22 protein-coding genes are annotated in these 20,243 nt (G+C 73.6%); 9 read left to right on the forward strand and 13 right to left on the reverse strand.

Translation table 11 applies throughout. The features are described 5' to 3' along the window. Positions 1 to 11: 11 nt before the first annotated feature. The 5 genes from FZC61_RS17115 to FZC61_RS17135 are packed head-to-tail and all read right to left on the reverse strand — an operon-like array spanning position 12 to position 2,364. On the reverse strand, positions 12 to 527 hold the full coding sequence (locus FZC61_RS17115) for a phage tail protein (RefSeq protein ID WP_148615377.1): 516 nt from the start codon (positions 525 to 527) through the stop codon (positions 12 to 14). A gap of 12 nt (positions 528 to 539) precedes the next feature. Further along, positions 540 to 1,052 carry a phage tail protein gene (locus tag FZC61_RS17120; protein ID WP_148615378.1) on the reverse strand — a complete coding sequence of 171 codons (513 nt, stop codon included), beginning with the start codon at positions 1,050 to 1,052 and terminating at the stop codon, positions 540 to 542. A gap of 12 nt (positions 1,053 to 1,064) precedes the next feature. Beyond that, positions 1,065 to 1,583, reverse strand: coding sequence for a phage tail protein (locus tag FZC61_RS17125; protein WP_148615379.1), 519 nt, complete (start codon positions 1,581 to 1,583; stop codon positions 1,065 to 1,067). Continuing rightward, positions 1,580 to 2,056: a DUF6916 family protein gene (locus tag FZC61_RS17130; RefSeq protein ID WP_148615380.1), complete on the reverse strand. Its 477-nt coding sequence runs from the start codon at positions 2,054 to 2,056 to the stop codon at positions 1,580 to 1,582. Before FZC61_RS17130 ends, FZC61_RS17125 begins: the two co-directional genes overlap by 4 nt. Beyond that, positions 2,053 to 2,364, reverse strand: a complete 312-nt coding sequence (locus FZC61_RS17135; protein ID WP_148615381.1) for a DUF6916 family protein — start codon at positions 2,362 to 2,364, stop codon at positions 2,053 to 2,055. The genes FZC61_RS17130 and FZC61_RS17135 overlap by 4 nt, the downstream gene beginning before the upstream one ends. A 168-nt stretch (positions 2,365 to 2,532) precedes the next feature. Between FZC61_RS17135 and FZC61_RS17140 the strand changes: the two genes are divergently transcribed. From FZC61_RS17140 to FZC61_RS17155, 4 genes are all read left to right on the forward strand, one after another. After that, positions 2,533 to 3,075, forward strand: coding sequence for a gamma carbonic anhydrase family protein (locus FZC61_RS17140; RefSeq protein WP_148615382.1), 543 nt, complete (start codon positions 2,533 to 2,535; stop codon positions 3,073 to 3,075). Then, positions 3,072 to 4,367, forward strand: coding sequence for an MFS transporter (locus FZC61_RS17145; RefSeq protein WP_148615383.1), 1,296 nt, complete (start codon positions 3,072 to 3,074; stop codon positions 4,365 to 4,367). The genes FZC61_RS17140 and FZC61_RS17145 overlap by 4 nt, the downstream gene beginning before the upstream one ends. Before the next feature lie 22 nt (positions 4,368 to 4,389). Further along, positions 4,390 to 5,880, forward strand: coding sequence for an SDR family NAD(P)-dependent oxidoreductase (locus FZC61_RS17150; RefSeq protein ID WP_246142753.1), 1,491 nt, complete (start codon positions 4,390 to 4,392; stop codon positions 5,878 to 5,880). Between the two features lie 86 nt (positions 5,881 to 5,966). Continuing rightward, positions 5,967 to 6,806, forward strand: coding sequence for a hypothetical protein (locus tag FZC61_RS17155; protein WP_148615384.1), 840 nt, complete (start codon positions 5,967 to 5,969; stop codon positions 6,804 to 6,806). A gap of 207 nt (positions 6,807 to 7,013) precedes the next feature. Here the strand turns inward: FZC61_RS17155 and FZC61_RS17160 are convergent, their stop codons facing one another. Continuing rightward, positions 7,014 to 7,511: a mycothiol transferase gene (locus tag FZC61_RS17160; protein WP_148615385.1), complete on the reverse strand. Its 498-nt coding sequence runs from the start codon at positions 7,509 to 7,511 to the stop codon at positions 7,014 to 7,016. A gap of 43 nt (positions 7,512 to 7,554) precedes the next feature. On the opposite strand from FZC61_RS17160, the gene FZC61_RS17165 reads away from it, so the two are divergent. Beyond that, positions 7,555 to 8,031 (forward strand): hypothetical protein, encoded by a 477-nt coding sequence (locus FZC61_RS17165; RefSeq protein ID WP_148615386.1) that lies wholly within the window; start codon positions 7,555 to 7,557, stop codon positions 8,029 to 8,031. 19 nt (positions 8,032 to 8,050) lie between these two features. On the opposite strand, the gene FZC61_RS17170 is transcribed toward FZC61_RS17165, so the two are convergent. From FZC61_RS17170 to FZC61_RS17185, 4 genes are all read right to left on the reverse strand, one after another. After that, positions 8,051 to 9,733 carry a DUF429 domain-containing protein gene (locus FZC61_RS17170; protein ID WP_148615387.1) on the reverse strand — a complete coding sequence of 561 codons (1,683 nt, stop codon included), beginning with the start codon at positions 9,731 to 9,733 and terminating at the stop codon, positions 8,051 to 8,053. A gap of 71 nt (positions 9,734 to 9,804) precedes the next feature. Continuing rightward, positions 9,805 to 10,791: a hypothetical protein gene (locus tag FZC61_RS17175; RefSeq protein ID WP_148615388.1), complete on the reverse strand. Its 987-nt coding sequence runs from the start codon at positions 10,789 to 10,791 to the stop codon at positions 9,805 to 9,807. Between the two features lie 74 nt (positions 10,792 to 10,865). After that, on the reverse strand, positions 10,866 to 11,783 hold the full coding sequence (locus FZC61_RS17180; RefSeq protein ID WP_148615389.1) for a pseudouridine-5'-phosphate glycosidase: 918 nt from the start codon (positions 11,781 to 11,783) through the stop codon (positions 10,866 to 10,868). Next, positions 11,780 to 12,631, reverse strand: a complete 852-nt coding sequence (locus FZC61_RS17185; RefSeq protein ID WP_148615390.1) for a PfkB family carbohydrate kinase — start codon at positions 12,629 to 12,631, stop codon at positions 11,780 to 11,782. Before FZC61_RS17185 ends, FZC61_RS17180 begins: the two co-directional genes overlap by 4 nt. Positions 12,632 to 12,742: 111 nt before the next feature. Between FZC61_RS17185 and FZC61_RS17190 the strand changes: the two genes are divergently transcribed. Beyond that, positions 12,743 to 13,705 carry an ATP-binding cassette domain-containing protein gene (locus tag FZC61_RS17190; RefSeq protein ID WP_342780338.1) on the forward strand — a complete coding sequence of 321 codons (963 nt, stop codon included), beginning with the start codon at positions 12,743 to 12,745 and terminating at the stop codon, positions 13,703 to 13,705. Then, entirely contained in the window at positions 13,702 to 14,505 is an 804-nt protein-coding gene (locus FZC61_RS17195; protein ID WP_148615392.1) for an ABC transporter permease, read from the forward strand. The genes FZC61_RS17190 and FZC61_RS17195 overlap by 4 nt, the downstream gene beginning before the upstream one ends. A gap of 87 nt (positions 14,506 to 14,592) precedes the next feature. Here FZC61_RS17195 and FZC61_RS17200 read toward each other — a convergent pair whose 3' ends face one another. Both FZC61_RS17200 and FZC61_RS17205 read right to left on the reverse strand, forming a co-directional pair. Next, positions 14,593 to 15,723, reverse strand: coding sequence for a PQQ-dependent sugar dehydrogenase (locus tag FZC61_RS17200; RefSeq protein ID WP_148615393.1), 1,131 nt, complete (start codon positions 15,721 to 15,723; stop codon positions 14,593 to 14,595). A gap of 27 nt (positions 15,724 to 15,750) precedes the next feature. Further along, on the reverse strand, positions 15,751 to 16,941 hold the full coding sequence (locus FZC61_RS17205; RefSeq protein ID WP_148615394.1) for a homogentisate 1,2-dioxygenase: 1,191 nt from the start codon (positions 16,939 to 16,941) through the stop codon (positions 15,751 to 15,753). Positions 16,942 to 16,959: 18 nt separating this feature from the next. Here FZC61_RS17205 and FZC61_RS17210 point away from each other — a divergent pair, with 18 nt between their 5' ends. Then, on the forward strand, positions 16,960 to 17,661 hold the full coding sequence (locus FZC61_RS17210) for a hypothetical protein (RefSeq protein WP_148615395.1): 702 nt from the start codon (positions 16,960 to 16,962) through the stop codon (positions 17,659 to 17,661). A 10-nt stretch (positions 17,662 to 17,671) separates the two neighbouring features. Then, complete coding sequence (locus FZC61_RS17215) at positions 17,672 to 18,796, forward strand: fumarylacetoacetate hydrolase family protein (RefSeq protein WP_148615396.1); 1,125 nt, start codon at positions 17,672 to 17,674, stop codon at positions 18,794 to 18,796. A 93-nt stretch (positions 18,797 to 18,889) separates the two neighbouring features. On the opposite strand, the gene FZC61_RS17220 is transcribed toward FZC61_RS17215, so the two are convergent. After that, positions 18,890 to 20,200, reverse strand: coding sequence for a cytochrome P450 (locus FZC61_RS17220; protein ID WP_211357302.1), 1,311 nt, complete (start codon positions 20,198 to 20,200; stop codon positions 18,890 to 18,892). Positions 20,201 to 20,243 lie beyond the last annotated feature (43 nt).

Below are 20,243 nucleotides of genomic sequence, written 5' to 3' on the forward strand. Positions count from 1 at the left end.
GGGGTCGCCTCTCAGTTCCGCGACGGGAAGATGCCGACGAGGGAGATCACCCAGGTGAGGGTGAGCGAGGGCCCACGGTTCTCGTGGGGCTGGGACCCGCCCGCGGCGGCGAGGGCCTGCGGCGCCATCACGGTGTCGGCCCCGGCGGCGTACCGCGGCTCGGCGGCGGCGGCCATCAGGCTGCCGGCCGGCGAGGTCGTCGTGGCCTGACGGCCGCTGGCGGTGAGCGTGTGCTGGTGCGGCGGCAGCTGCGAGGTGAGGAGAGCGACGCTCTCGGCACCCCCGGTCTCGCCGATCGTGTAGACGCCGAGCCCGGGTCCTTGACCCTGGTGGACCGGCACCCGGCTGCGCAGGTCGGGCAGGGCGAACGTGGTCTGGCCGTTGCCGCCGTACTGGGTGCCCAGGAGCGAGAAGAGCGCCTGGTTCTGGTTGATCGGCAGGAGCTGGCCGTTGCACTCGGCGAAGCCGCGCGGGGCGAAACCGAAGGACACCAGCATCAGGCTGCCGATGAAGGGTTGCGTCGTCATGGTCTGGCCACCTCAGGGAAAGCTCGGGTAGACGCCCTGGAGGGCGATGCAGTAGTTGAGGACCGTGTAGGGCTGGCGGTTCTCGTGCGGCTTGCCGCCGCCGGTCGGCGCGAGCGTGGCGAAGGAGAAGGTGCCCCCGTCGGGCCGGAAGGCGCGCGACGGCGCGGGCGCGAGCACGGCCCCGGCCGGGGTCGGCGAGTCCGCGAGGCCGTAGGCGGTCTGCTGGTGGGTGTGCGCCGGGATCTGCGCCGTCAGCAGGGTGACCGCCTCCGCACCGTCGGTCTCCCCCACGACGTACGGCGTGAGGCCCGGGCCCTGGCCGGCGTTGAGCGGGACCCGCCCGCGCAGGTCGGGCAGCGCGAAGGTGCTGGTGCCGTTGCCGCCGTACTGGGTGCCGAGGAGCGAGAAGAGCGCGGTGTTCTGGGAGATCGGCAGGAGCTGACCGTCGCAGGTCGCCCAGCCGCGGGGCGCGAAGTTGAAGCCGGCGATGCCGACGGTGCCGATGAAGGGGTCCTGTCCGTCCACGTCGTGCTCCTGTCAGGCCTGCGGGGGGAAGACGCCGAAGGCGGAGATGATGAAGGTGACCGCCAGCGACGGCGGCCGGTTGGCGTGGGGCAGGTTGCCGCCGGCGGACGAGACGGCGCCGGCGGCCATCGCGACGGGTGTGCCCGTGGCCGCGTAGCCGGCGTCCTGGGTCAGCACCGCGGGGACCGCGCCGACCGGGGAGGTCGACGAGGCGAGGCCGGTGGTGGCCGGCAGCGGGTGGGTGTGTGACGGCATCTGCTGCGCGGTGAGCGTGACCTGCTCGAGGCCGAAGGTCTGCCCGAGCACGTACGTCGACAGCCCCGGCCCGGTGCCGCGGTGCACCGGCGCCCGCCCGCGCAGGTCGGGCACCGCGAAGGTCGTCTGGCCGTCGCCGCCGTAGGTCGTGCCGATGAGGTTGAAGAGGGTGTCGTAGTCGGCGATCGCGTAGAGCGAGCCGTCGCAGGCCAACCAGCCCGTGGGGACGCGGCTGAAGGCGACCATGAGGATCTCGCCGACGTAGGGGTCGCTCATCGCGGTGCCTCCACCCGGTTGAAGACGGCGGTCAGGGTGCTGGGGCCGCCGGGGCCGCTGGGGACCAGGAAGACCGGGGTCGCGGCGAAGCCCGGGCGCGCCAGCTCGTAGGTGCCCTGCTCGAGGGCCCCGGCGTCACGGGCACCCCGGAAGCGCACCGCGAAGCTCTCGGGGTCGCCGACGAGGTCGGCGCGGTCGTCGAGGTCGGCCACCTCGACGAGCTCGAGCTCGCGCGTCGTAGCGGCGAGCACGGCGCGGAAGGTGCCCCCGACGTGGGGGGCGAAGGCCGCCCGGTCGAGCGGCGCGGGGGCGGCGGCCGACCCGCCGAGCAGGCCGGGGACCAGCCTCAGCGAGACGGGGACGGCGAGCGCGACGCCGGTCAGGCCCGCGGCCGCGACGACGGTGCGGCGGGTCGCGCGGGGCGAGCCGGGCGCGCCGGGCGTGGCGTCCGGCGGGGTCACGGGCGGGGTCACGGGGCCTCCCGGGTGAAGGTGGACAGGTACGTCGACGTGTCGGCGTCGGCAGCGCTCGGCACCAGGAACAGCCAGGCCTCCTCGCCGTCGGCGAAGCGCACGCGGTAGGTCGCCTGGGGCAGTCGCGGCTCGGCGGGCCCGGTGAGCTCGACCGACCACGACTCCCAGCCACCGCTGGTGCGGTGGGCGGTGGGCGCGGCGAGGTCGAGGCCCAGCACGGGCCGGCCGCCGTCGTCGAGGAGCACGACCGGGCGGCCTGCCTGCTGCGCCAGGTAGGGGTGGGTGAGGTCGACGTCGGTGGCGCTCAAACGACTACTTCCTCGTGGGGGCTCTCGGCCGTGGCGGGTGACCAGGGACACGCTGGCACCCCGGGGGGCACGAGGTCGAGGGCTCGCGCCGAGATTTCACCCAGCAGCGACGCCGGGTGTGCCCAGCGGGGTGGTCGGCGGGGTCGGCGACCTCGCTAGCGTGGCCCGGTGAACCTGTTCGAGTTCGAGGGCAAGCGGCCCGACGTCCACCCCGAGGCGTTCGTCGCCGCGACGGCCACCCTGATCGGCGACGTGACGGTCGAGGCCGGCGCGTCGGTCTGGTACGGCGCGGTCCTGCGCGGCGACATCTGCACGATCGTGGTGCGTGCGGGCTCCAACATCCAGGACAACTCGGTCCTGCACGCCGCGCCCGGCGAGACCCTCGAGGTCGGGCCCGACGCGACGGTGGGCCACGGCTGCGTCGTCCACGGCCGCTCGGTCGAGGAGAAGGCGCTGGTCGGCAACGGCAGCACGCTCCTGGACGGCTCGGTGGTCGGCCCGGGCACGCTCGTCGCGGCCGGCTCGGTCGTCACCCCCGGCACGGTGCTGCCCGGCGGCATGGTCGCGGCCGGCATCCCCTGCAAGCCGACCAAGCCGATCGGCGGCACGTCGTCGGAGCTCTGGGTCGAGACCAACCCGCCCTACTACCGCGAGCTCGCGGCCCGCCACGCCGCCGGCGTCACGCGCGTCGACGCCGACCCCGTGGCGTGAGCCGCCTACGGGGGGTCTTCGCCGACACCCGGCCCCTGGCCAACGAGCACTTCCGGCGCCTGTGGCTGGCCAACATCGTCACGGTCGTCGGCGCCCAGCTGACGGTCGTGGCGGTGCCGGCCCAGATCTACAGCGACACCGGCTCCTCGGCGTACGTCGGCCTCACCGGGGTGTTCGGACTCGTGCCGCTGGTCGTGTTCGGGCTGTGGGGCGGCGCGCTGGCCGACGTGTTCGACCGGCGCACCATCTTGATCTGCACCACGCTCGGCCTCATCGTCACCAGCGGCCTGTTCTGGGTGCAGGCCGCCGCCGGCAACACCAACGTGTGGCTGCTGCTGGGCCTGTTCTCGGTGCAGCAGGCGTTCTTCGGCGTCAACCAGCCGACCCGCTCGGCGGTGCTGCCGCGGCTGATCGAGCCCGCGCTGCTGCCCGCGGCCAACTCGCTCAACATGACGGTCTTCATGGCCGGCGGTATCGCCGGCCCGCTCGTCGCCGGGGCCCTGATCCCGGTGTTCGGCATCGAGTGGCTCTACCTCATCGACACCGTCACGCTGCTGGCGACGCTGTCGGCCGTCGTCCGGCTGCCGCCGCTGCCCATCGAGGGAGTGGTGGCCAAGGCGCCCGGGCTGCGCTCGGTCGTCGAGGGCTTCACCTACCTGCGCACCCAGCCGGTGCTGATGATGTCGTTCGTCGTCGACCTGATCGCGATGGTCTTCGGGATGCCGCGCGCGCTGTTCCCCGAGATCGCCGACAAGAGCTTCGGTGGCGACCCCGAGGGCGGCATCGCCTTCGCGCTGCTCTTCGCCGCCATCCCCGCCGGCGCCGTCATCGGCGGCGTCTTCTCAGGCTGGGTCTCGCGCGTCTCGGCCCAGGGCCGCGCCGTCGTGGCCTGCATCCTGCTGTGGGGCGCGGCGATGATCGGCTTCGGCGCGGCCGTCGGCCTCGCCGGGGCCTACGACGGCCTGCGCGACACCATGCTCGTCGTCGCGATCGCGATGCTCGTCGTCGGTGGTGCGGCCGACATGGCCTCGGCCGCCTTCCGCACCTCGATGCTCCAGGACGCCGCCTCCGACGAGGTCCGCGGACGCCTGCAGGGCATCTTCATCGTCGTGGTCGCCGGGGGTCCGCGCGTCGCCGACGTCGCCCACGGTGCCGCGGCCGCCTCGGTCGGCACGGCCGCCGCGGCCGCCGGCGGCGGCGTGCTCGTCGTGGTCGGCGTGGTGGTCGCCGCGCTCGCCGTACCGTCGTTCGTGCGCTACCGCGTCACCAGGACCGTGGTCCACGAGGACTGACGCCCGCTCCTAGACTCGACCGGTGATCCATCCCGACGACCTCGACACCACCCTGCGGGTCCTGGGCATGGTGCACACCCTGCCCGACGACGACCCGGCCCACGTGGCGGTCAAGCGCGGCGCCGCCAAGATGTACAAGGCGATCAAGCGCGACCGCAAGCTCGCCAAGCGCGCCGAGGAGCTCGCCCACGACCGGGCCGTCACCGAGGCGACCGCGACCGGCAGCCCGCTGCGCATCGACGACGAGACCGAGGGGCTGCTGCTCACCTCGAGCGCCGCGACCAGCGGCCAGCAGTTCGCCGGCGAGCTGCTCAACCCCCGCGGGTGCTACATCTGCAAGCAGGACTACACGCTGGTCGACGCCTTCTACCACTGGCTGTGCCCGTCGTGCGCCGCACTGTCGCACACCAAGCGCGACCAGGGCACCGACCTCACCGGACGCCGCGCACTGCTGACCGGCGGGCGCGCCAAGATCGGCATGTACATCGCGCTGCGGCTGCTGCGCGACGGCGCGCACCTGACGATCACCACGCGCTTCCCGCACGACGCGGTGCGTCGCTACGCCGGCCTGGCCGACAGCGGCGACTGGATCCACCGGCTCAAGGTCGTCGGCATCGACCTGCGCGACCCCACCCAGGTCGTCGCGCTCGCCGACGACGTGGCCGCCGCCGGGCCGCTCGACGTGCTGGTCAACAACGCCTGCCAGACCGTACGCCGCCAACCCGGCTCCTACGCGCCGCTGGTCGAGGCCGAGCGCGAGCCGCTGCCGCACGGTGTGGACCTGCCCGAGATGGTGATGTTCGACCGCATCTCCGAGCTGCACCCGGCGTCGATCTCGGGGGCGCTGGCCGCGGCCCCGGTCGCCCACCACGAGGGCGAGCCGCTCGAGCAGGCCCGCGCCGCCCACACCGCCGCGACCCTGACCGCTCTGGCCCTCAAGGCCGGGCACGCCTCGCTCGAGGCCCACCTCGACGGCACCGCCGTCGACGCGGGCGGGCTGCTGCCCGACGTCGTCACCAGCAACTCGTGGACCCAGACCGTCGACGAGGTCGACCCGCTGGAGCTGCTCGAGGTGCAGCTGTGCAACTCGGTCGCACCGTTCCTGCTGGTCTCGCGGCTGCGCCCGGCGCTGGCCGCGGCCGCGCTCGCGGCGCCGTCGGGCCGCGCGCACGTCGTCAACGTCTCGGCCATGGAGGGCCAGTTCTCCCGGCGCTACAAGGGTCCTGGGCACCCCCACACCAACATGGCCAAGGCCGCGCTCAACATGATGACCCGCACCTCCGCCGGCGAGATGTTCGAGACCGACCGCATCCTGATGAACGCCGTCGACACCGGCTGGATCACCGACGAGCGCCCCCACCACGACAAGCTGCGGATCGCCGCCGAGGGCTGGCACGCCCCGCTCGACCTGGTCGACGGCGCCGCGCGCGTCTACGACCCGGTCGTCCGCGGCGAGGCCGGCGAGGACCTGCACGGCCACTTCCTCAAGGACTTCGAGCCCAGTCCCTGGTAGGCCCTTGCAACTTCTCGGCGGGCGGTCGCATCGCACGGACCGAGCGCGCCACCGCGGCGCGCCGTCTGCTCCCGGAGGTCCACCCCATGCACGTCCGCTGCTCCCTGACCCTCGTCCCGGCCCTGCTCCTCGCCGTCGGCCTGACCGGCTGCGGCACCGTCGACCAAGGCGACCTCCGCGCTGCCGGCACCCCCGCCGGCACCGCGGCCGACACGTCGACTGACACGTCGGACCACCCCGCGGCTGCCGCGGCGACCGCCGACCACAGCCCGGCCGACGTGGTGTCGTGGCCCCAGGACGTCACCGACCCGCAGGACGGCGGCTCCTACGTCGTGGTCTACCTCGGCCCTGATCCGGACGCCGGTGAGGCGGTCGAGCGCTACGGCTACCACGCGTCGGTCACCACCGCGTCGTGCCTGCAGGGCATCGAGGGGGCCTGGCACCTGTCCTCGATCCTGCCCGTGACGCACCTGGTCTTCGCCGACCGTGCCGCGGCCGACCAGTTCGTGTCCTCCTACGAGAGCGCCGAGCCCGACGCCTTCGCGGCCGCCGTCCCCGTGACCGGCTACTGCCACGACGAGGGCGACCCGCAGGACCAGGAGGTGACCCTGCCGGCCAGCGTCGAGGAGCCCGTCCAGGGCGGGTCCTACGGGCTGGTCGTGCTGGCTGCGGGTCGCCCAGCCGCGCTGCGCGCCTCACAGCGGGAGATCAGAGAGGTCACCCACTTCGGTGACGCCGCCTACGTCGGCGAGGTCGGCTGTTACCAGGGCGCGGCCGAGGCCCTCGGCCTCGCCGACGGCACGCTGGTCAGCGCCATGATGTTCGACGACCTCGCGACCGCGCAGGAGTTCGTCGACACCTACGGCTACTACGTCGACACGCCGGTGGTCGGGGTCGCCGCGGTGACGGCGTACTGCCTGGACTGAGCGGCGGTCCCCGTTCGGGCGCTCCTCGAGCCGAACCACCCGCAGGTGCCGAGGTGGGACGAGCGCTGGCGAGGAGCCTCGAGACCCGGTGAGTGATGCCGCCAGCCCGCGTGGTCACCCTGGCAGCGCCGGCTGCGGGGTTTCGAGGCTCGCCGCCAGGGCTCCTCGCACCTCAACCAGCGTGGTGCCCGACTCTGAGCTACCAGGTCAGAGGCCGAGCAGCCCGCGCACGTACGCCGCCTGCCCGACGTGCTGGGTGTCGTCGTTGACCACGCTCACCAGGCGCACGCCGAGGGTGACCGGCGGGTCCCAGCGCTCGTCGACGACCCGGTCGAGGTCATCGGGCCCGAGGGTCGCGAGGTAGGCCAGGGTGCGCTCGTGCACGGCGGTGGCGTACTCGGCGAGCAGGGCAGCCGGGGCGCGGAAGGCCGCGACGTCCTCGCTGGTGTGGCCGTAGCCGTGCTCGACGGGGCCGTAGGGCAGGTCGAAGCGGTCGACGAAGTCGCCGTAGACCTGGTCGTGCCCGCCGACACCGGCGACGTGGTCGTCCTGCACCCGCAGCAGGTGCCAGACCAGCCACCCGATCGGGTTGGCGTCAGGCCCGGGACGGTGGCGCAGCTGGTCGTCGGTGAGGCCGTCGAGCACGGCCTGCGTGCCCTCGTGGACACGCTCGAAGGCGTCGGTCAGCAGGTCGGTCGGGGTCATTGCTCGACCGTACGCCGTGGTCACGACCCGTAGAGTCGACAGGGTGAAGGCGCTCGCCACGGTGGTCCTGCTGCTCGGCCTGACCGCGTGCTCGGGATCGGGCGACGACCAGGCGAGCGGCGCCCCGGCGGGGCCCGCGAGCACGACCCCCTCGTCACCGTCGGCGCCCCTCGCCCCACCGCCGCAGGGCCCCGGTGGCCCCGACCTGGCGGACACCGAGGTCTGCGACCTGGTCCGCCAGGGCATCGACCAGTTCAACCTGGGCGACCTCGACGCGACGATCGCGCGCTTCGAGGACGCGGTCCCGCTGGCCGAGCAGCTCGCCGAGGACCAGCCCTCCGCCAAGACCGAGACCCTGCTCGACGCCGTGCGCTACTACGCCGGGCTGCCCGCCGAGGACTACCAGGAGGCCAACGTCTCGTCGCCGGAGTTCGCCGAGTTCAAGGACTTCACGCTCACCGAGTGCGCCTACACCGGGTTGCCGGCGGGCCAGACGACCGACCCGGCCATCCCGGCCTGACCCGGCCGGACCCGAGGGCTCAGGCCTCGCCGCGCAGCCGCTCCAGCCGCTGGGCGAGCAGCGGGCGGCGGTGGGCGTTGGAGTGCAGGGCGACGTACTGCTCGCCGAAGACCTGGAGCAGGGCGTCGTCGATGCGACGTACGGCGCCGGGAGGGTGCCGGTAGTCCATCCGTGCGGCGATCGTGGCCTCGTCGGCGGAGCGCAGCACGTCGCCGAGCTCGTCGAGCGAGGTCACCCCGAGCTCGAGGAGCAGGCCCGCGATCCAGCCGTAGTGCTCGGCGCGCGACCACTCGGCGTCGGCGTACTGCCCGGCCAGGAAGGCCGCGAGCTCGCGGGGGTCCAGGCGCGGGTCGTCGTCGGAGGGCGCCGCCTCGGTGGTGACCGCGGGCGCGACGCCGCGCAGCCGGTCGCGGATCTCGGCGAACTCGCGGTCGGCCAGCTCGAGCAGGCCCGCGGCGAGGGTGAAGCGGCGGTCGAACTCGCGGGCGTGCTCGTCGGGGACCGTGCCCTTGTAGCGGATGTCGTGCTCGAACTCGGCCCACGCGTGCTGCAGCACGGTGCGGATCTGCACCTGCACGAGCTGGCGGTCGAGGTCGAGCAGCAGGTGGCGGCTGGCGTAGCCGAAGCGGCCCTCGCTGGCGGTCTCCTGGCCCAGGTCGCGGTCGTCGGTGACGGTGACCTGCTCGGCGAGCACGTCGGCCACGGCGTCGACGTCGCCGGCGACGTAGGTGATGACGCGGACGCCGACCTGGTCGGTGAGCTGGGTCAGCGGGTCGTCGTACAACGGGGTGCCGGCGACGGTGCGCGCGGCCTTCTCGGCGAAGGACGCGACGGTCTTGGTGCGCCCGGTCACCGACAGGTAGTTGATGCCGGCCTCGTCGAGGATGCCGCGCACGAGGTCGACGGCGTCGTGGCCGAGCCGGGTGAGCTCGGCGTGCCGGGCGCCGTAGGTGCGTACCGCCTCGGCGACCACGTCGGCGTGGGTGCGGGCCAGGGGACGGGCGTCGAGGCTGGGGGTGACGATGTAGCCGGTTTCGAGGTCGCCGTAGCGCGTGACCTCGTCGGGGCGGGTGTCGGCGAAGAGCGCGAGGTAGGCGCAGAGCACGCCGTCGACCTGGTCCTCGACCCGGCGCAGCTGGGCCTTCTGGGTGGCCGTCTCGACCGACGTACGCAGGGCCTGCCAGGTCTCGTCGGTGGTGACGACGCCCTCGACGTGGGTCATCAGCGCCAGCAGCTCGCTGCGCAGCAGCTCGAGGTCGCGTCCCGGCTTGGCCTTGTACTTCAGCACCTTGTCGAGCCCGAAGAGCACGATCGTCGCGGGGTGCGGGTAGACCTCGATCGCCCGCCGCGCCCGGCCCGAGCGGGGGTCGATGTCGAGCCCGAGCCGCTTGGCCACGCGCGCCGCCCGGGTGCCGTGGGCGAACTCGGGCTTGCCGGTGTTGGAGGGGTGGGTGCCCGCGTCGTAGCGGCGGAAGTCGGCCGACAGCGCCCGCTCGGCCGGCCGCATGCCGGTCTCGTTCCTGACCACCAGCGGCGCGTCGAGCGCGACCAGGCACGGCCCGTCGTACGCCGCCAGCGCGGCCTCGATCTCGTCGTCCCCCAGCACGGCGCGCACCAGGAGCAGACGGGCGTCGGCGTCGATGACGGCCACGCCCGTCGGCTTCTTGTCGCCCCAGGCGAGGTCGATCCCGACGTAGTGCACGCCCCGACCCTAGGGGGCGGCGGCGCGCTGGGACGTGAAGGCCGACCGGCGAGGATCGCCCCCCTCCCTCTTCAGGCGATCCTCGCCGGTCGCACCGCACAGTCCGGGCCACAGGTCGCGGGGCTCCCGCTCCACCCGCGCAGGCCAAGGACCTGCCCGACGATCACCGCGAGGCGACACGCGGCGAGGACCTGCTGCCAGCCGGCACGGAGCGTGACCGATCCGTGGAGGGCAGCCACGAGGTCGCGGTCGAGATCGGACCAACGGTCGAGCGCCGCAGCATGGCCCAGGACCCCGTCGAGCTCCACGAGCGTCGCCTGGGCGCGGTAGCGGACGTCGCGTCGGACGACACGGATCACCTCACCGTCGACCACCCGGGTGGCCTCGGTGACCTGCCGCTCGCCCACGGGCAGGCGGTGGGCGCGCTCGACGTCCCTCAGGTAGCGCCGCTCCAAAGGCGACTCGGCCCCCGCTCCGACGTCGAGCAGGACAGCACCCAGCAGAGCGCGCCGGGGCAGCCGGGGGAAGCGGTCGAGCTCTCCCCCGAGTCGGGTGGACGTCGTGCGACCGCTCCGGACGGTGTCGGCGAGCACGGCCACGGCGGCGTCCTCGGTCGCGGCTCGCGAAGCGAGCAGCAGGGCTGCCGGCTCGAGCCGCAGCCGGGGCGGCGAGGCTCCGAGCTGCGCGTGCTCGGCGAAGCGTCGCAGCTGCATGGTGCGTACGCCGGGCGGGTCGTCGACCCGCCGGGAGCGGTCGACCGCCAGCTCGACCACGTCGCGTCGGTCCGGTCGCCCCCCGACCTCCACCCGGTGCGCCCGGAGCGCTGCGACACCGGCCAAGGCAGCCGGCGCGTGCAGCAGGACGGCCGCCCACTCACGCTGCGCGCGGGTCGTCGGTCCGGTGTGGTCGACGTAGACGCCCTCGTGGACCCGGGCCCACTCACGCCGACGGATCGACCGACCGATCAGGTCGTCGTCCCCACCTGCGGCGAGCACCTGCTGACGCGAGACCACCCCGCTCTGACGTCGCAGGTGTCGCTGCATCGCCCCGTGGTCCATCGCCCCAGGGTGGGCAGGATCCAGGACCCGCGCCACCGTCGTCGCGGAGCCTGTGGATGACCGCGGCGCGGGGGTCAGCCCGCGTAGGCCACCGCCAGGGCCGCACCGAGGCGGGCGTTGCTCTTCACCAGCGCGATGTTGGTGGCCAGGCTCGCACCGCCGGTGAGCTCGACGATGCGCTTGAGCAGGTAGGGCGTGACGTCCTTGCCGCCGATGCCGAGGGCGTCGAGGTCGCCCAGGGCCTGCTCGATGACGGCGCCGATCTCGGCCGCGGGGATCTCGTCGGCCTCGGGGACCGGGTTGGCGACCACGATGCCGCTGGTCAGGCCGAGCGTGCGCGCGGCGGTCATGGTCGCGGCGAGCTCGGCGACCGAGTGGCTGCGCGACGGGGCGGCGTACCCGCTGGAGCGGGAGTAGAACGCGGGGAACTCGTCGCTGCCGTGCACCAGCACCGGCACGCCGTTGGTCTCGAGGACCTCGAGGGTCAGCGCGATGTCGAGGATGCTCTTGACCCCGGCGCACACCACGGTGACCGGGGTGACGGCGAGCTCGGTGAGGTCGGCGGAGACGTCGAAGCTCTCGGCGGCCCCGCGGTGCACGCCGCCCAGGCCGCCGGTGACGAAGACGTCGATGCCGGCCAGCGCGGCGAGCCGCATGGTCGCAGCGACCGTGGTCGCGCCGTGGCCGCGGCGGGCCACGACGTGGGGCAGGTCGCGCACGCTGACCTTGGCGACGTCGGGGTCGCTCGCGAGCAGGTCGAGGTCGGCCTCGGTGAGCCCGGCGCGGGGGACTCCGCCAAGCACCGCGATCGTGGCGGGGACGGCGCCGGCCTCGCGCACGATCGCCTCGACCTCGGTGGCCATCGCGACGTTGGCGGGGTAGGGCATGCCGTGGCTGATGATCGTGCTCTCCAGCGCGACGACCGGCCGGCCGTCGGCCAGCGCGTCACGCACCTCGTCGGTCAGACGTACGGGTCCAGGTGGGCTGGTCACAGCAGGCTCCTCACGAGCGTGTCGGTCAGGTCGGGTCGCACGGTGTGGGCGCTGGCGACGGTCAGCGCGGCAGCGGCGTGACCGTACGCCGCCGCCTCGGCCGGGGTGGCCCCGCCCAGCCAGGCGTGCAGGAAGGCCCCGAGCATGGCGTCGCCGGCGCCGGTGACGTCGACGACGTCCTCGACCAGCAGCGCGGGGTGGTCGACGGTCCCCGCAGCGCCCGTCAGCGTCGAGCCGTCGGGGCCGCGTCGTTCCCAGACCAGCTCGGCGTCGACGTCGCCCAGCGCGGCGAGCTCGGCCTCGCCGGCCGAGACCAGGAACAACCGCCGTCCGTGCAGGACCTCGCGCAGCCGCGCCGCCTTGGGGACGCTGACGGGGTCGAGGGCCACGGGCACGGAGCCGGCCAGGTCGAGCGCACGGGCCAGGGTGGCCGGAGCCAGGTTGCCGTCGACGACGACGAGGTCGGCCTCCGCGAGCATCGCGGGGTCGAGGTCGTCGGGGGCGAGGTCGCAGTCGGCCATGTCGGAGACGGCGCCCACCAGCTCGCCGTCGACGTCGAGGAGGGCGACGTAGGCACCGGTGGACCCCGCGACCTGGCGGACGTGGGTGAGGTCGACGCCGGCCTGGGTGCTGGCCTCCACGACCAGGTCACCGTGCTGGTCGCCGCCGACCGCGCTGACGAGGCGGACCGGCGTCCCGAGCCGTGCCAGCACCTCCGCGATGTTGCGGGCCACCCCGCCGGCGGTGACGGTGACCGTCCCCGGGGTGCTCGTCGCCTGCTCGGCCCGGGCGCGGGGGCGGGCGACCACGTCGACGTTGGCGCCTCCGACCACCACCACGTTCACCACGGCGACACCCTCTCAGGAAACGATGAGGACGGGTGTCGGCGGTGGTCACTACTGTCCGCAGCAGACGAGCCGGTGGACGACGGGTGGAGCGAGAGGACGACGATGGCGGACATGATCCGGGCCGAGGGCCTGGTCAAGCACTACAAGGACGTCGTGGCCCTGGCCGGGCTCGACCTGTCCGTGCCGGAGGGCACGGTGCTGGCGCTGCTCGGGCCCAACGGCGCCGGCAAGACCACGGCCGTGCGGTGCCTGGCGACCCTGCTGGTGCCCGACGGCGGCAGCGCCACGGTCGCGGGCGTCGACGTCGTCGCCGACCCCCGGGGCGTGCGCCGCCGGATCGGGCTGTCGGGCCAGTACGCCGCCGTCGACGAGTACCTCACCGGCTACGAGAACCTCACGATGGTCGGCCGTCTCTACGGCATGCCCAAGAAGCGCTCGCAGGAGCGGGCCCGCGAGCTGCTCGACCGCTTCGACCTGGTCGACGCCGGCGACCGACCGTCCAAGACCTACTCCGGCGGCATGCGCCGCCGCCTCGACCTGGCCGGGGCGCTGGTCGCTGCGCCGCCGGTGCTGATCCTCGACGAGCCGACCACCGGCCTCGACGTGCGCGCGCGCCAGCAGATGTGGGAGGTGATCCGCGAGCTCGTCGGCTCCGGCACGACCCTGTTGCTGACGACCCAATACCTCGAGGAGGCCGACCGCCTCGCCGACGACATCGTCGTCATCGACCAGGGCCGGGCGATCGCCCGCGGCACCGCCGACGAGCTCAAGGCCCAGACCGGGGGCGAGCGCGTCGAGGTGGTCGTGGCCCAGGCCGGTGACGTCGAGACCGTACGCCGCCTGCTCGGCGTGCACGCGCTCGGCGACGTGCAGGTCGACGACCGCTCGGTCGGCGCGGCCGTCCGCGACGGCACCGCCGCGCTGCGCCGCCTGCTCGACGACCTCGACACCGAGGGCGTGCGCGTCCTCGACGTCGGCCTGCGGCGTCCGACCCTCGACGACGTGTTCCTGTCCCTCACCGGCCACGACGCCGACACCACCACGACCGGCGACGACGCGGAGGTCCCCGCATGAGCAGCACCACGCAGGCCCTCACCGACGGCTGGGTCGTCGCCCAGCGCAACCTGGTCAAGATCAAGCGGGTGCCCGAGGTGCTCGTCTTCGTGCTGATCAGCCCGATCATGTTCGTGCTGCTGTTCGCCTACGTCTTCGGCGGCGCGATCTCCCCGCCGGGCGCGGTCGGCTACAAGGAGTTCCTCATCGCCGGCATCTTCGCCCAGACCGTGGTGTTCGGCGCGACCTTCACCGGAGCGGGCCTGGCCGAGGACATGCAGAAGGGCATCATCGACCGGTTCCGGTCGCTGCCGATGTCGCGCACCGCGGTGCTCGTGGGCCGCACGACGTCCGACGTCGTCTACAACGTGCTGTCGCTGCTCTTCATGGCGCTGACCGGGCTGGTGGTCGGCTGGCGGATCCGCGGCAGCGCCGGCGACGCTCTGCTCGCCTTCCTCCTGCTGCTGCTGTTCGCCTACTCGGTCAGCTGGATCATGGCCTGGGTCGGCCTGCTGGTGCCCAGCCCCGACGTCGTCAACAACGCGTCGTTCGTGGTGATCTTCCCGCTGACCTTCGTCTCCAACGCCTTCGTGCCGGCCGAGTCGTTCGACGGCGTCCTGCGCACCTTCGTGCTCTACAACCCCGTCTCCACGATCACCCAGGCCAGCCGCGAGCTGTTCGGCAACACCGGTGGCCAGCCCGCCCCCGACGCCTGGTCGATGCAGCACCCGGTCGTCTACACGCTGGCGTGGGTCGTGCTGATCCTGGCCGTGTTCGTGCCGCTGTCGGTCCGGCAATTCAAGGCGGCCTCCAGCCGCTGACCCCGGTGCCTCGACCCACGCCGGTCGAGGTGCGAGGAGCCCTGGCGACGAGCCTCGAGACCGCCGCAGCCGATGTGGACCATCCTCTCAGCGCGAGATCGACAGCAACCGGTCGTCGCCCGCGACCGGCTCGCCGCGGCCGTCGGTGTTGGAGGTGACCAGCCACATCGTGGTGCCGTCGTCGGCGGCCACGACGTTGCGGAGGCGGCCGTAGCGCGCGGTGAAGTGGGCGACCGGGTCGGTGACGGTCGAGACGTCGGGGCCGTCGGGCTGGACCTCCCAGAGCGTCTCGCCCTTGAGCCCGGCCAGCCACAGGTCGCCGTCCCACCAGGCGATGCCCGAGGGGGAGGCGTCGTCGGTGCTCCACACGGCCTTCGGGTCGGTGTAGTCGTCGCCGCCGCCGGTGCCCTCGACCTCGGGCCAGCCGTAGTTGCCGCCGGCCTCGATCAGGTTGAGCTCGTCGAAGCGGTCCTGCCCGAACTCCGACTCCCACAGCCGGCCGTCGTCGTCGAAGACCAGGCCCTCGGCGTTGCGATGACCCAGGCTGTAGACGGCGGTGCCCGACGGGTTGTCGGGCGCCGGCTCCCCGTCGAGCGTGAAGCGCAGCACCTTGCCCGACAGCGAGTCGGGGTCCTGGGCGTCGGGCGGGTTGCCGTTGTCGCCGGTACCGACGTAGAGCAGGTCGTCGGGCCCGATCACCAGTCCGCCGCCCTGGTGGAACGACGCCCCGCCGGGGATGCCCGACACGACCTCCTCGGGCGTGCCGAGCGTCCGGCCGTCCCACGTCATCCTCACGATGCCGTTCTCGGTGTCGCCGGTGCGGTAGGCGTAGAGCGTCTTTTCGTCGGAGTTCAGGGCCAGGCCGAGCAGGCCGCTCTCACCCTCGACCCGGACGTCGTCGACCCGGCCGACCACCTGGGGCTCGGTGGCGCCCGGGGCCAGCAGCCGGATCTCGGCGGTGTCGCGCGAGCCGATGAGCAGGCCACCGTCGTCGAGCGGGGCGAGCCCCCACGGCGTGGTCAGGCCGGTGAGGGTCTCGGTGACCCGGAGGTCCTCCTGCGGCGGGTCGTCCGGGGAGCCGGTGCGGGTCTCGGAGCTCGGCGCGTTGCGCGGGCCGTCGCCCGAGGCGCCGGCCGAGCCGTTCGTCTGGTCGTCGGAGCAGCCGGCGAGCAGCCCCACGACGAGTCCGGTCGTGGCGAGGGCGGAGACGAGACGCATGCCACCAGGGTGACCGACGCCGCCAAGTCAGTGGTCGAGGCCTCGCGCCCAGCTCCAGGCGTAGTCGGGGTCCTCGACGACCAGCCCGCCCTCGCCGAGCTCGAGCGGAGCGAAGGTGTCGACCATGACGGCCGACTCCTCGAAGCGCTCGGCGCCCAGCGAGGCCTCGATCGAGGAGGGCTGCGGGCCGTGGGCGTGGCCGCCGGGGTGCAGCGAGATCGAGCCGAGACCGATGCCCGAGCCCTTGCGCGCCTCGTAGTCGCCGGCGACGTAGAACATCACCTCGTCGCTGTCGACGTTGGAGTGGTAGTAGGGCACCGGCACCGCGAGCGGGTGGTAGTCGACCTTGCGCGGCAGGAAGTTGCAGATCACGAAGTTCCAGCCCTCGAAGACCTGGTGCACCGGCGGCGGCTGGTGGACCTTGCCGGTGATCGGCATGTAGTCGTCGATGTTGAACGTGTAGGGGTACAGGCACCCGTCCCAGCCGACGACGTCGAAGGGGTGGGTGGCGTAGGTCAGCCGGGTCCCGACGACCCCGCCGGACGTGCGGTGCTTGACCAGCACCTCGACCTCGCTCGCGGCCGTCGCGTCGTCGACGAGGTGGACGTCGACGGGGCCGTGCAGGTCGCGCTCGCAGTACGGCGCGTGCTCGAGCAGCTGCCCGTAGCGCGACAGGTAGCGCTTGGGTGGCGCGATGTGGCTGTTGGCCTCGATGCAGTAGAGCCGCGACGGCTCGGCCGGCACCCAGCGGTGGGTCGTGGCGCGCGGGACCACGACGTAGTCACCGGCCCGGTAGGCCAGCACCCCGAACACCGTCTCGACGACGCCCGAGCCCGCCTCGACGAAGACGCACTCGTCGCCGATCGCGTTGCGGTAGAGCGCGCTCGCGTCCACGCCCGTGGTCACGTAGGCGATCCGCACGTCGCCGTTGCCGAGCACCAGGCGCCGGTCCTCGACGGCGTCGGTGCCGGTCTCGAGCTCGTGCAGGCGCAGGTGGCGGGGCTTGAGCGGGTGGTTGGGCACCCGCACCTGGTCGGGCAGCTCCCACACCTCCGAGCCGACGATCGCCGACGGCACGCCACGGTGGTAGAGCAACGACGAGTCCGACGAGAAGCCCTCCTCGCCCATGAGCTCCTCGTAGTAGAGCCGGCCCTGCGGGTCGCGGTGCTGGGTGTGCCGCGTGGGCGGGACCTCGCCGAGCGATCGGTAGTACGCCATGCCTGGGACACTAACGCGGTGGCGACCCGAGACGACTCGACCGACACCTGGACCGACACCTGGACCCGGTTCCTCGACGACGCGACCCCGCTGCCCGCCGACCCGGCCGCTCCCGTCGTACGCCGCTCGACCCCGGTCGTCGGCGACCGGGCCGTGCGCGACGACGAGCTGCCCCGCCTGGTCGGGTACGCCGGGGACCTGCGGGTGGTGCTGACCGGCGGCGCCGGCCAGGTGGCCGGCCCCGCGGCGTACTGCCGCCGGCACGGGCTCGAGCTGAGCGCCCTCGACGTCACGCTGCGCGACCTCGACGACCCGGCCGGCAACGCCCGCCGGGTGGTGGCGGCGGTCGACGCGGCGGTTGCGGGCGGTGATCTGCTCGAGGACACCGTGGTGCACGTGCGGGTCGCCACCCTCGGTGACCCGACGCCCTCGTGGCTGGCGGCCGCCGACGTGCTCGCCGAGGCCGAGATGGTGCTGGCCCTTCCCCTGGGGCTGCCGCCCGGCGGCGACCTGGACGCCTGGGTCGACGCCGCGCTCGACCGCGAGCTGGCGATGTCGCTGGTGGGCGGCACGCCCGCGCAGGCCGTCGCCGCGCTGGCGACCGCCGCGCGGCTGTGGGGCGACCCCGGCGACCTGGCCCGCGGCCGGCGCTGGGTGCGCAGCTGGCTCACCCCCGAGGTGGAGGCCGCGCTCGACCACCTGGCGGGGCTCACGCCCTAGAGTCGCGCGGGTGACTGGCTTCGGGACCGACCACCTGCCCTACGGCGTGTTCTCCGTCGACGGCGGCCCGCGGCGCGTCGGCGTACGGCTCGACGACGGGGTGCTCGACCTGGCGGCCCTGACCGACCGCCCCGAGCTCGCGGCGCCCAGCCTCAACCCGCTGATGGCCCTGGGCCCGCAGGTGTGGCGCGAGACCCGCGAGCACGTCGCCTACCTGGTGGACGCAGGCTCGCCGACCGTGCCGGTGGCCGACGTGGTGCTGCACCTGCCCTTCGAGGTCGCCGACTACGTCGACTTCTACGCCTCCGAGCACCACGCGACCAACGTCGGGCGCATCATGCGCCCCGACGGCGAGGCCCTGACGCCCAACTGGAAGCACCTGCCGATCGGCTACCACGGTCGCGCCGGCACCGTCGTGGCCTCCGGCACCCCCGTCGTACGCCCGACCGGCCAGCGGCACGCCGACGACGTCGGCCCCAGCCGGCGCCTGGACCTCGAGGCCGAGCTCGGCTTCGTCGTCGGTACGCCGAGCCCGCTCGGCTCCCCCGTGCCGGTCAGCGACCTGGCCGACCACGTCTTCGGGGTCGTGGGGCTCAACGACTGGTCGGCGCGCGACCTCCAGGCGTGGGAGTACGTCCCGCTCGGGCCGTTCCTCGCCAAGTCGTTCGCGACCACGATCAGCCACTGGGTGACTCCGCTGGCCGCGCTCGACGCCGCCTGGTGCGACCTGCCGGCCCAGGACCCGCGCCCGGCCGACTACCTGGGCCCCGACGTCGCCCGCGGCCTCGACGTCGACGTCGAGGTCGAGCTGGCCGGCGAGGTCGTCGCGCGGCCGCCGTACTCCTCGCACTACTGGGGTCCCGCGCAGATGCTCGCCCACCTCACCGTCAACGGCGCCTCGCTGCGCACCGGCGACCTCTTCGCCTCGGGCACCATCAGCGGCCCCGGGGCCCACCAGCGCGGCTCGCTGCTCGAGCTGTCGTGGGGCGGGCGCGAGCCGTTCGTCGTCGCCGGTCGTGAGCGCACCTTCCTCGAGGACGGCGACGAGGTCGTGCTGCGCTACTCCGCGCCCTCGACCTCCGGCGGCCGCCTCACCCTCGGCGAGGTCCGCGGCACCATCCACCCCGCCCGCTGAGCCACTGACGCCGACCCGTCGCGTCTACGCGACGGGTCACCGCAGATTTTCGTCGACCCGTCGCGTAGACGCGACGGGTGAGCGCGCGCTCACTCAGACGGTGAGGCGGTCGTGGGCCCCGTAGAGGTGGACCGGGAGGGCCTCGACGCCGTAGACGGCCGAGAGCTTGCGGAAGTCGAGGCCGGCGGGCGGTACGGCGACGCGCAGGTCGGGGAAGCGGCGGGCCAGGGCCCGCAGCGCGATCCGCAGCTCCATGCGGGCCAGCTCGGCGCCGACGCAGCGGTGCATGCCGTGGCCGAAGGCGAGGTGGCGGGTGGGCTCGCGGCGCGGGTCGAAGGTGTCGGGGTCGGGACCGGCGACGGCGGGGTCGCGGTTGGCGCCGAGCAGGGAGATGCCGACGGCGTCGCCGGCCTTGACCTGCTGCCCCCCGAGCTCGAGGTCGACCCTGGCGAACCGCAGGAACGCGATCTGCACGACGGTGAGGTGGCGCAGCAGCTCCTCGACGACGCGGTCGACGTCGGCCGCGGCGGCGCCGTCCTCGCGCAGGATCGCCACCGCGTCGGGGTTCTCGGCGAGCAGGTAGGCGCCCAGGGCGAGCATCGAGGCCGAGGTCTCGTAGCCGCCGAGGAACACGCCGTCGGCGATGCCGCCGAGGGTGACGTCGTCGAGCTCGTCGCCGTGCTCGGTGATCAGCGCGCCGATCAGCCCCTCACCCGGCGCGAGGCGCTGGGCGGCGACGGCCTTGATGAGGAACTCGCGGGTGTGGGCCGCGGCGCCGAAGACACCGACGCCACCCTGGCTGAGGTCGAAGCGGGCGACGCCGAGCTGGTAGAAGCGCTGGCGGTCCTCGACCGGCAGCCCGAGCAGCTCGCAGATCACCTGGAACGGCACCGGGAACGCGAACTGCTCGACGAGGTCGACCTCGGGGCCGGCGGCCTCCATCGCGTCGAGCCGCTCGTGGACGACCCGCTCGATCTCGGGTTCGAGCCGGGCCAGGCGCCGCATCGTGAACTCGGGGGTCAGGTAGCGGCGCAGCGCCGTGTGCAGCGGGGGGTCGGTCATCCCGAGCCCGCCGATCTGCTCCTCGTCGCTGCGGCCCTCCTGAGAGACGAACTGCCCGATGTCGTTGGAGTACGACGACCCGTCGGCCAGCGCGGCGCGCGCCTCGACGTACCCGCTGACCAGCCAGATGTTCTTGCCGAACATCGTCGCGAGCTTGGTGACCGGCTCCGTGGCCCGGACCACGGCCATCTCGGGCAAGGGGTCGAGACCGTCGCGCTTGAGCGGCATGGTCACCGAGTCGGGCAGGAAACGCAGCTTGCGCAGGTCGATGCCGTCCTTCATGGAGCGCTCGAGGAACCACTTCCCCACGCGCTGCTTCGCACCTGCCATCGCCGAACGCATGGGTGTATTGGAGCAGACGCGCCGCCGTGGTCGAGCGCGGTGT

The organism is Nocardioides rubriscoriae, from assembly GCF_008087085.1.
GTDB lineage: Bacteria > Actinomycetota > Actinomycetes > Propionibacteriales > Nocardioidaceae > Nocardioides > Nocardioides rubriscoriae.

Bases quoted from the DNA above. Each gene is read 5' to 3' on its own strand.
- FZC61_RS17115 (WP_148615377.1), bottom strand. From the start codon at position 527: ATGACGACGCAACCCTTCATCGGCAGCCTGATGCTGGTGTCCTTCGGT.
- FZC61_RS17125 (WP_148615379.1), bottom strand. From the start codon at position 1,583: ATGAGCGACCCCTACGTCGGCGAGATCCTCATGGTCGCCTTCAGCCGC.
- FZC61_RS17155 (WP_148615384.1), top strand. From the start codon at position 5,967: ATGCACGTCCGCTGCTCCCTGACCCTCGTCCCGGCCCTGCTCCTCGCC.
- FZC61_RS17160 (WP_148615385.1), bottom strand. From the start codon at position 7,511: ATGACCCCGACCGACCTGCTGACCGACGCCTTCGAGCGTGTCCACGAG.
- FZC61_RS17175 (WP_148615388.1), bottom strand. From the start codon at position 10,791: ATGGACCACGGGGCGATGCAGCGACACCTGCGACGTCAGAGCGGGGTG.
- FZC61_RS17190 (WP_342780338.1), top strand. From the start codon at position 12,743: ATGATCCGGGCCGAGGGCCTGGTCAAGCACTACAAGGACGTCGTGGCC.
- FZC61_RS17195 (WP_148615392.1), top strand. From the start codon at position 13,702: ATGAGCAGCACCACGCAGGCCCTCACCGACGGCTGGGTCGTCGCCCAG.
- FZC61_RS17200 (WP_148615393.1), bottom strand. From the start codon at position 15,723: ATGCGTCTCGTCTCCGCCCTCGCCACGACCGGACTCGTCGTGGGGCTG.
- FZC61_RS17205 (WP_148615394.1), bottom strand. From the start codon at position 16,941: ATGGCGTACTACCGATCGCTCGGCGAGGTCCCGCCCACGCGGCACACC.
- FZC61_RS17220 (WP_211357302.1), bottom strand. From the start codon at position 20,200: ATGCGTTCGGCGATGGCAGGTGCGAAGCAGCGCGTGGGGAAGTGGTTC.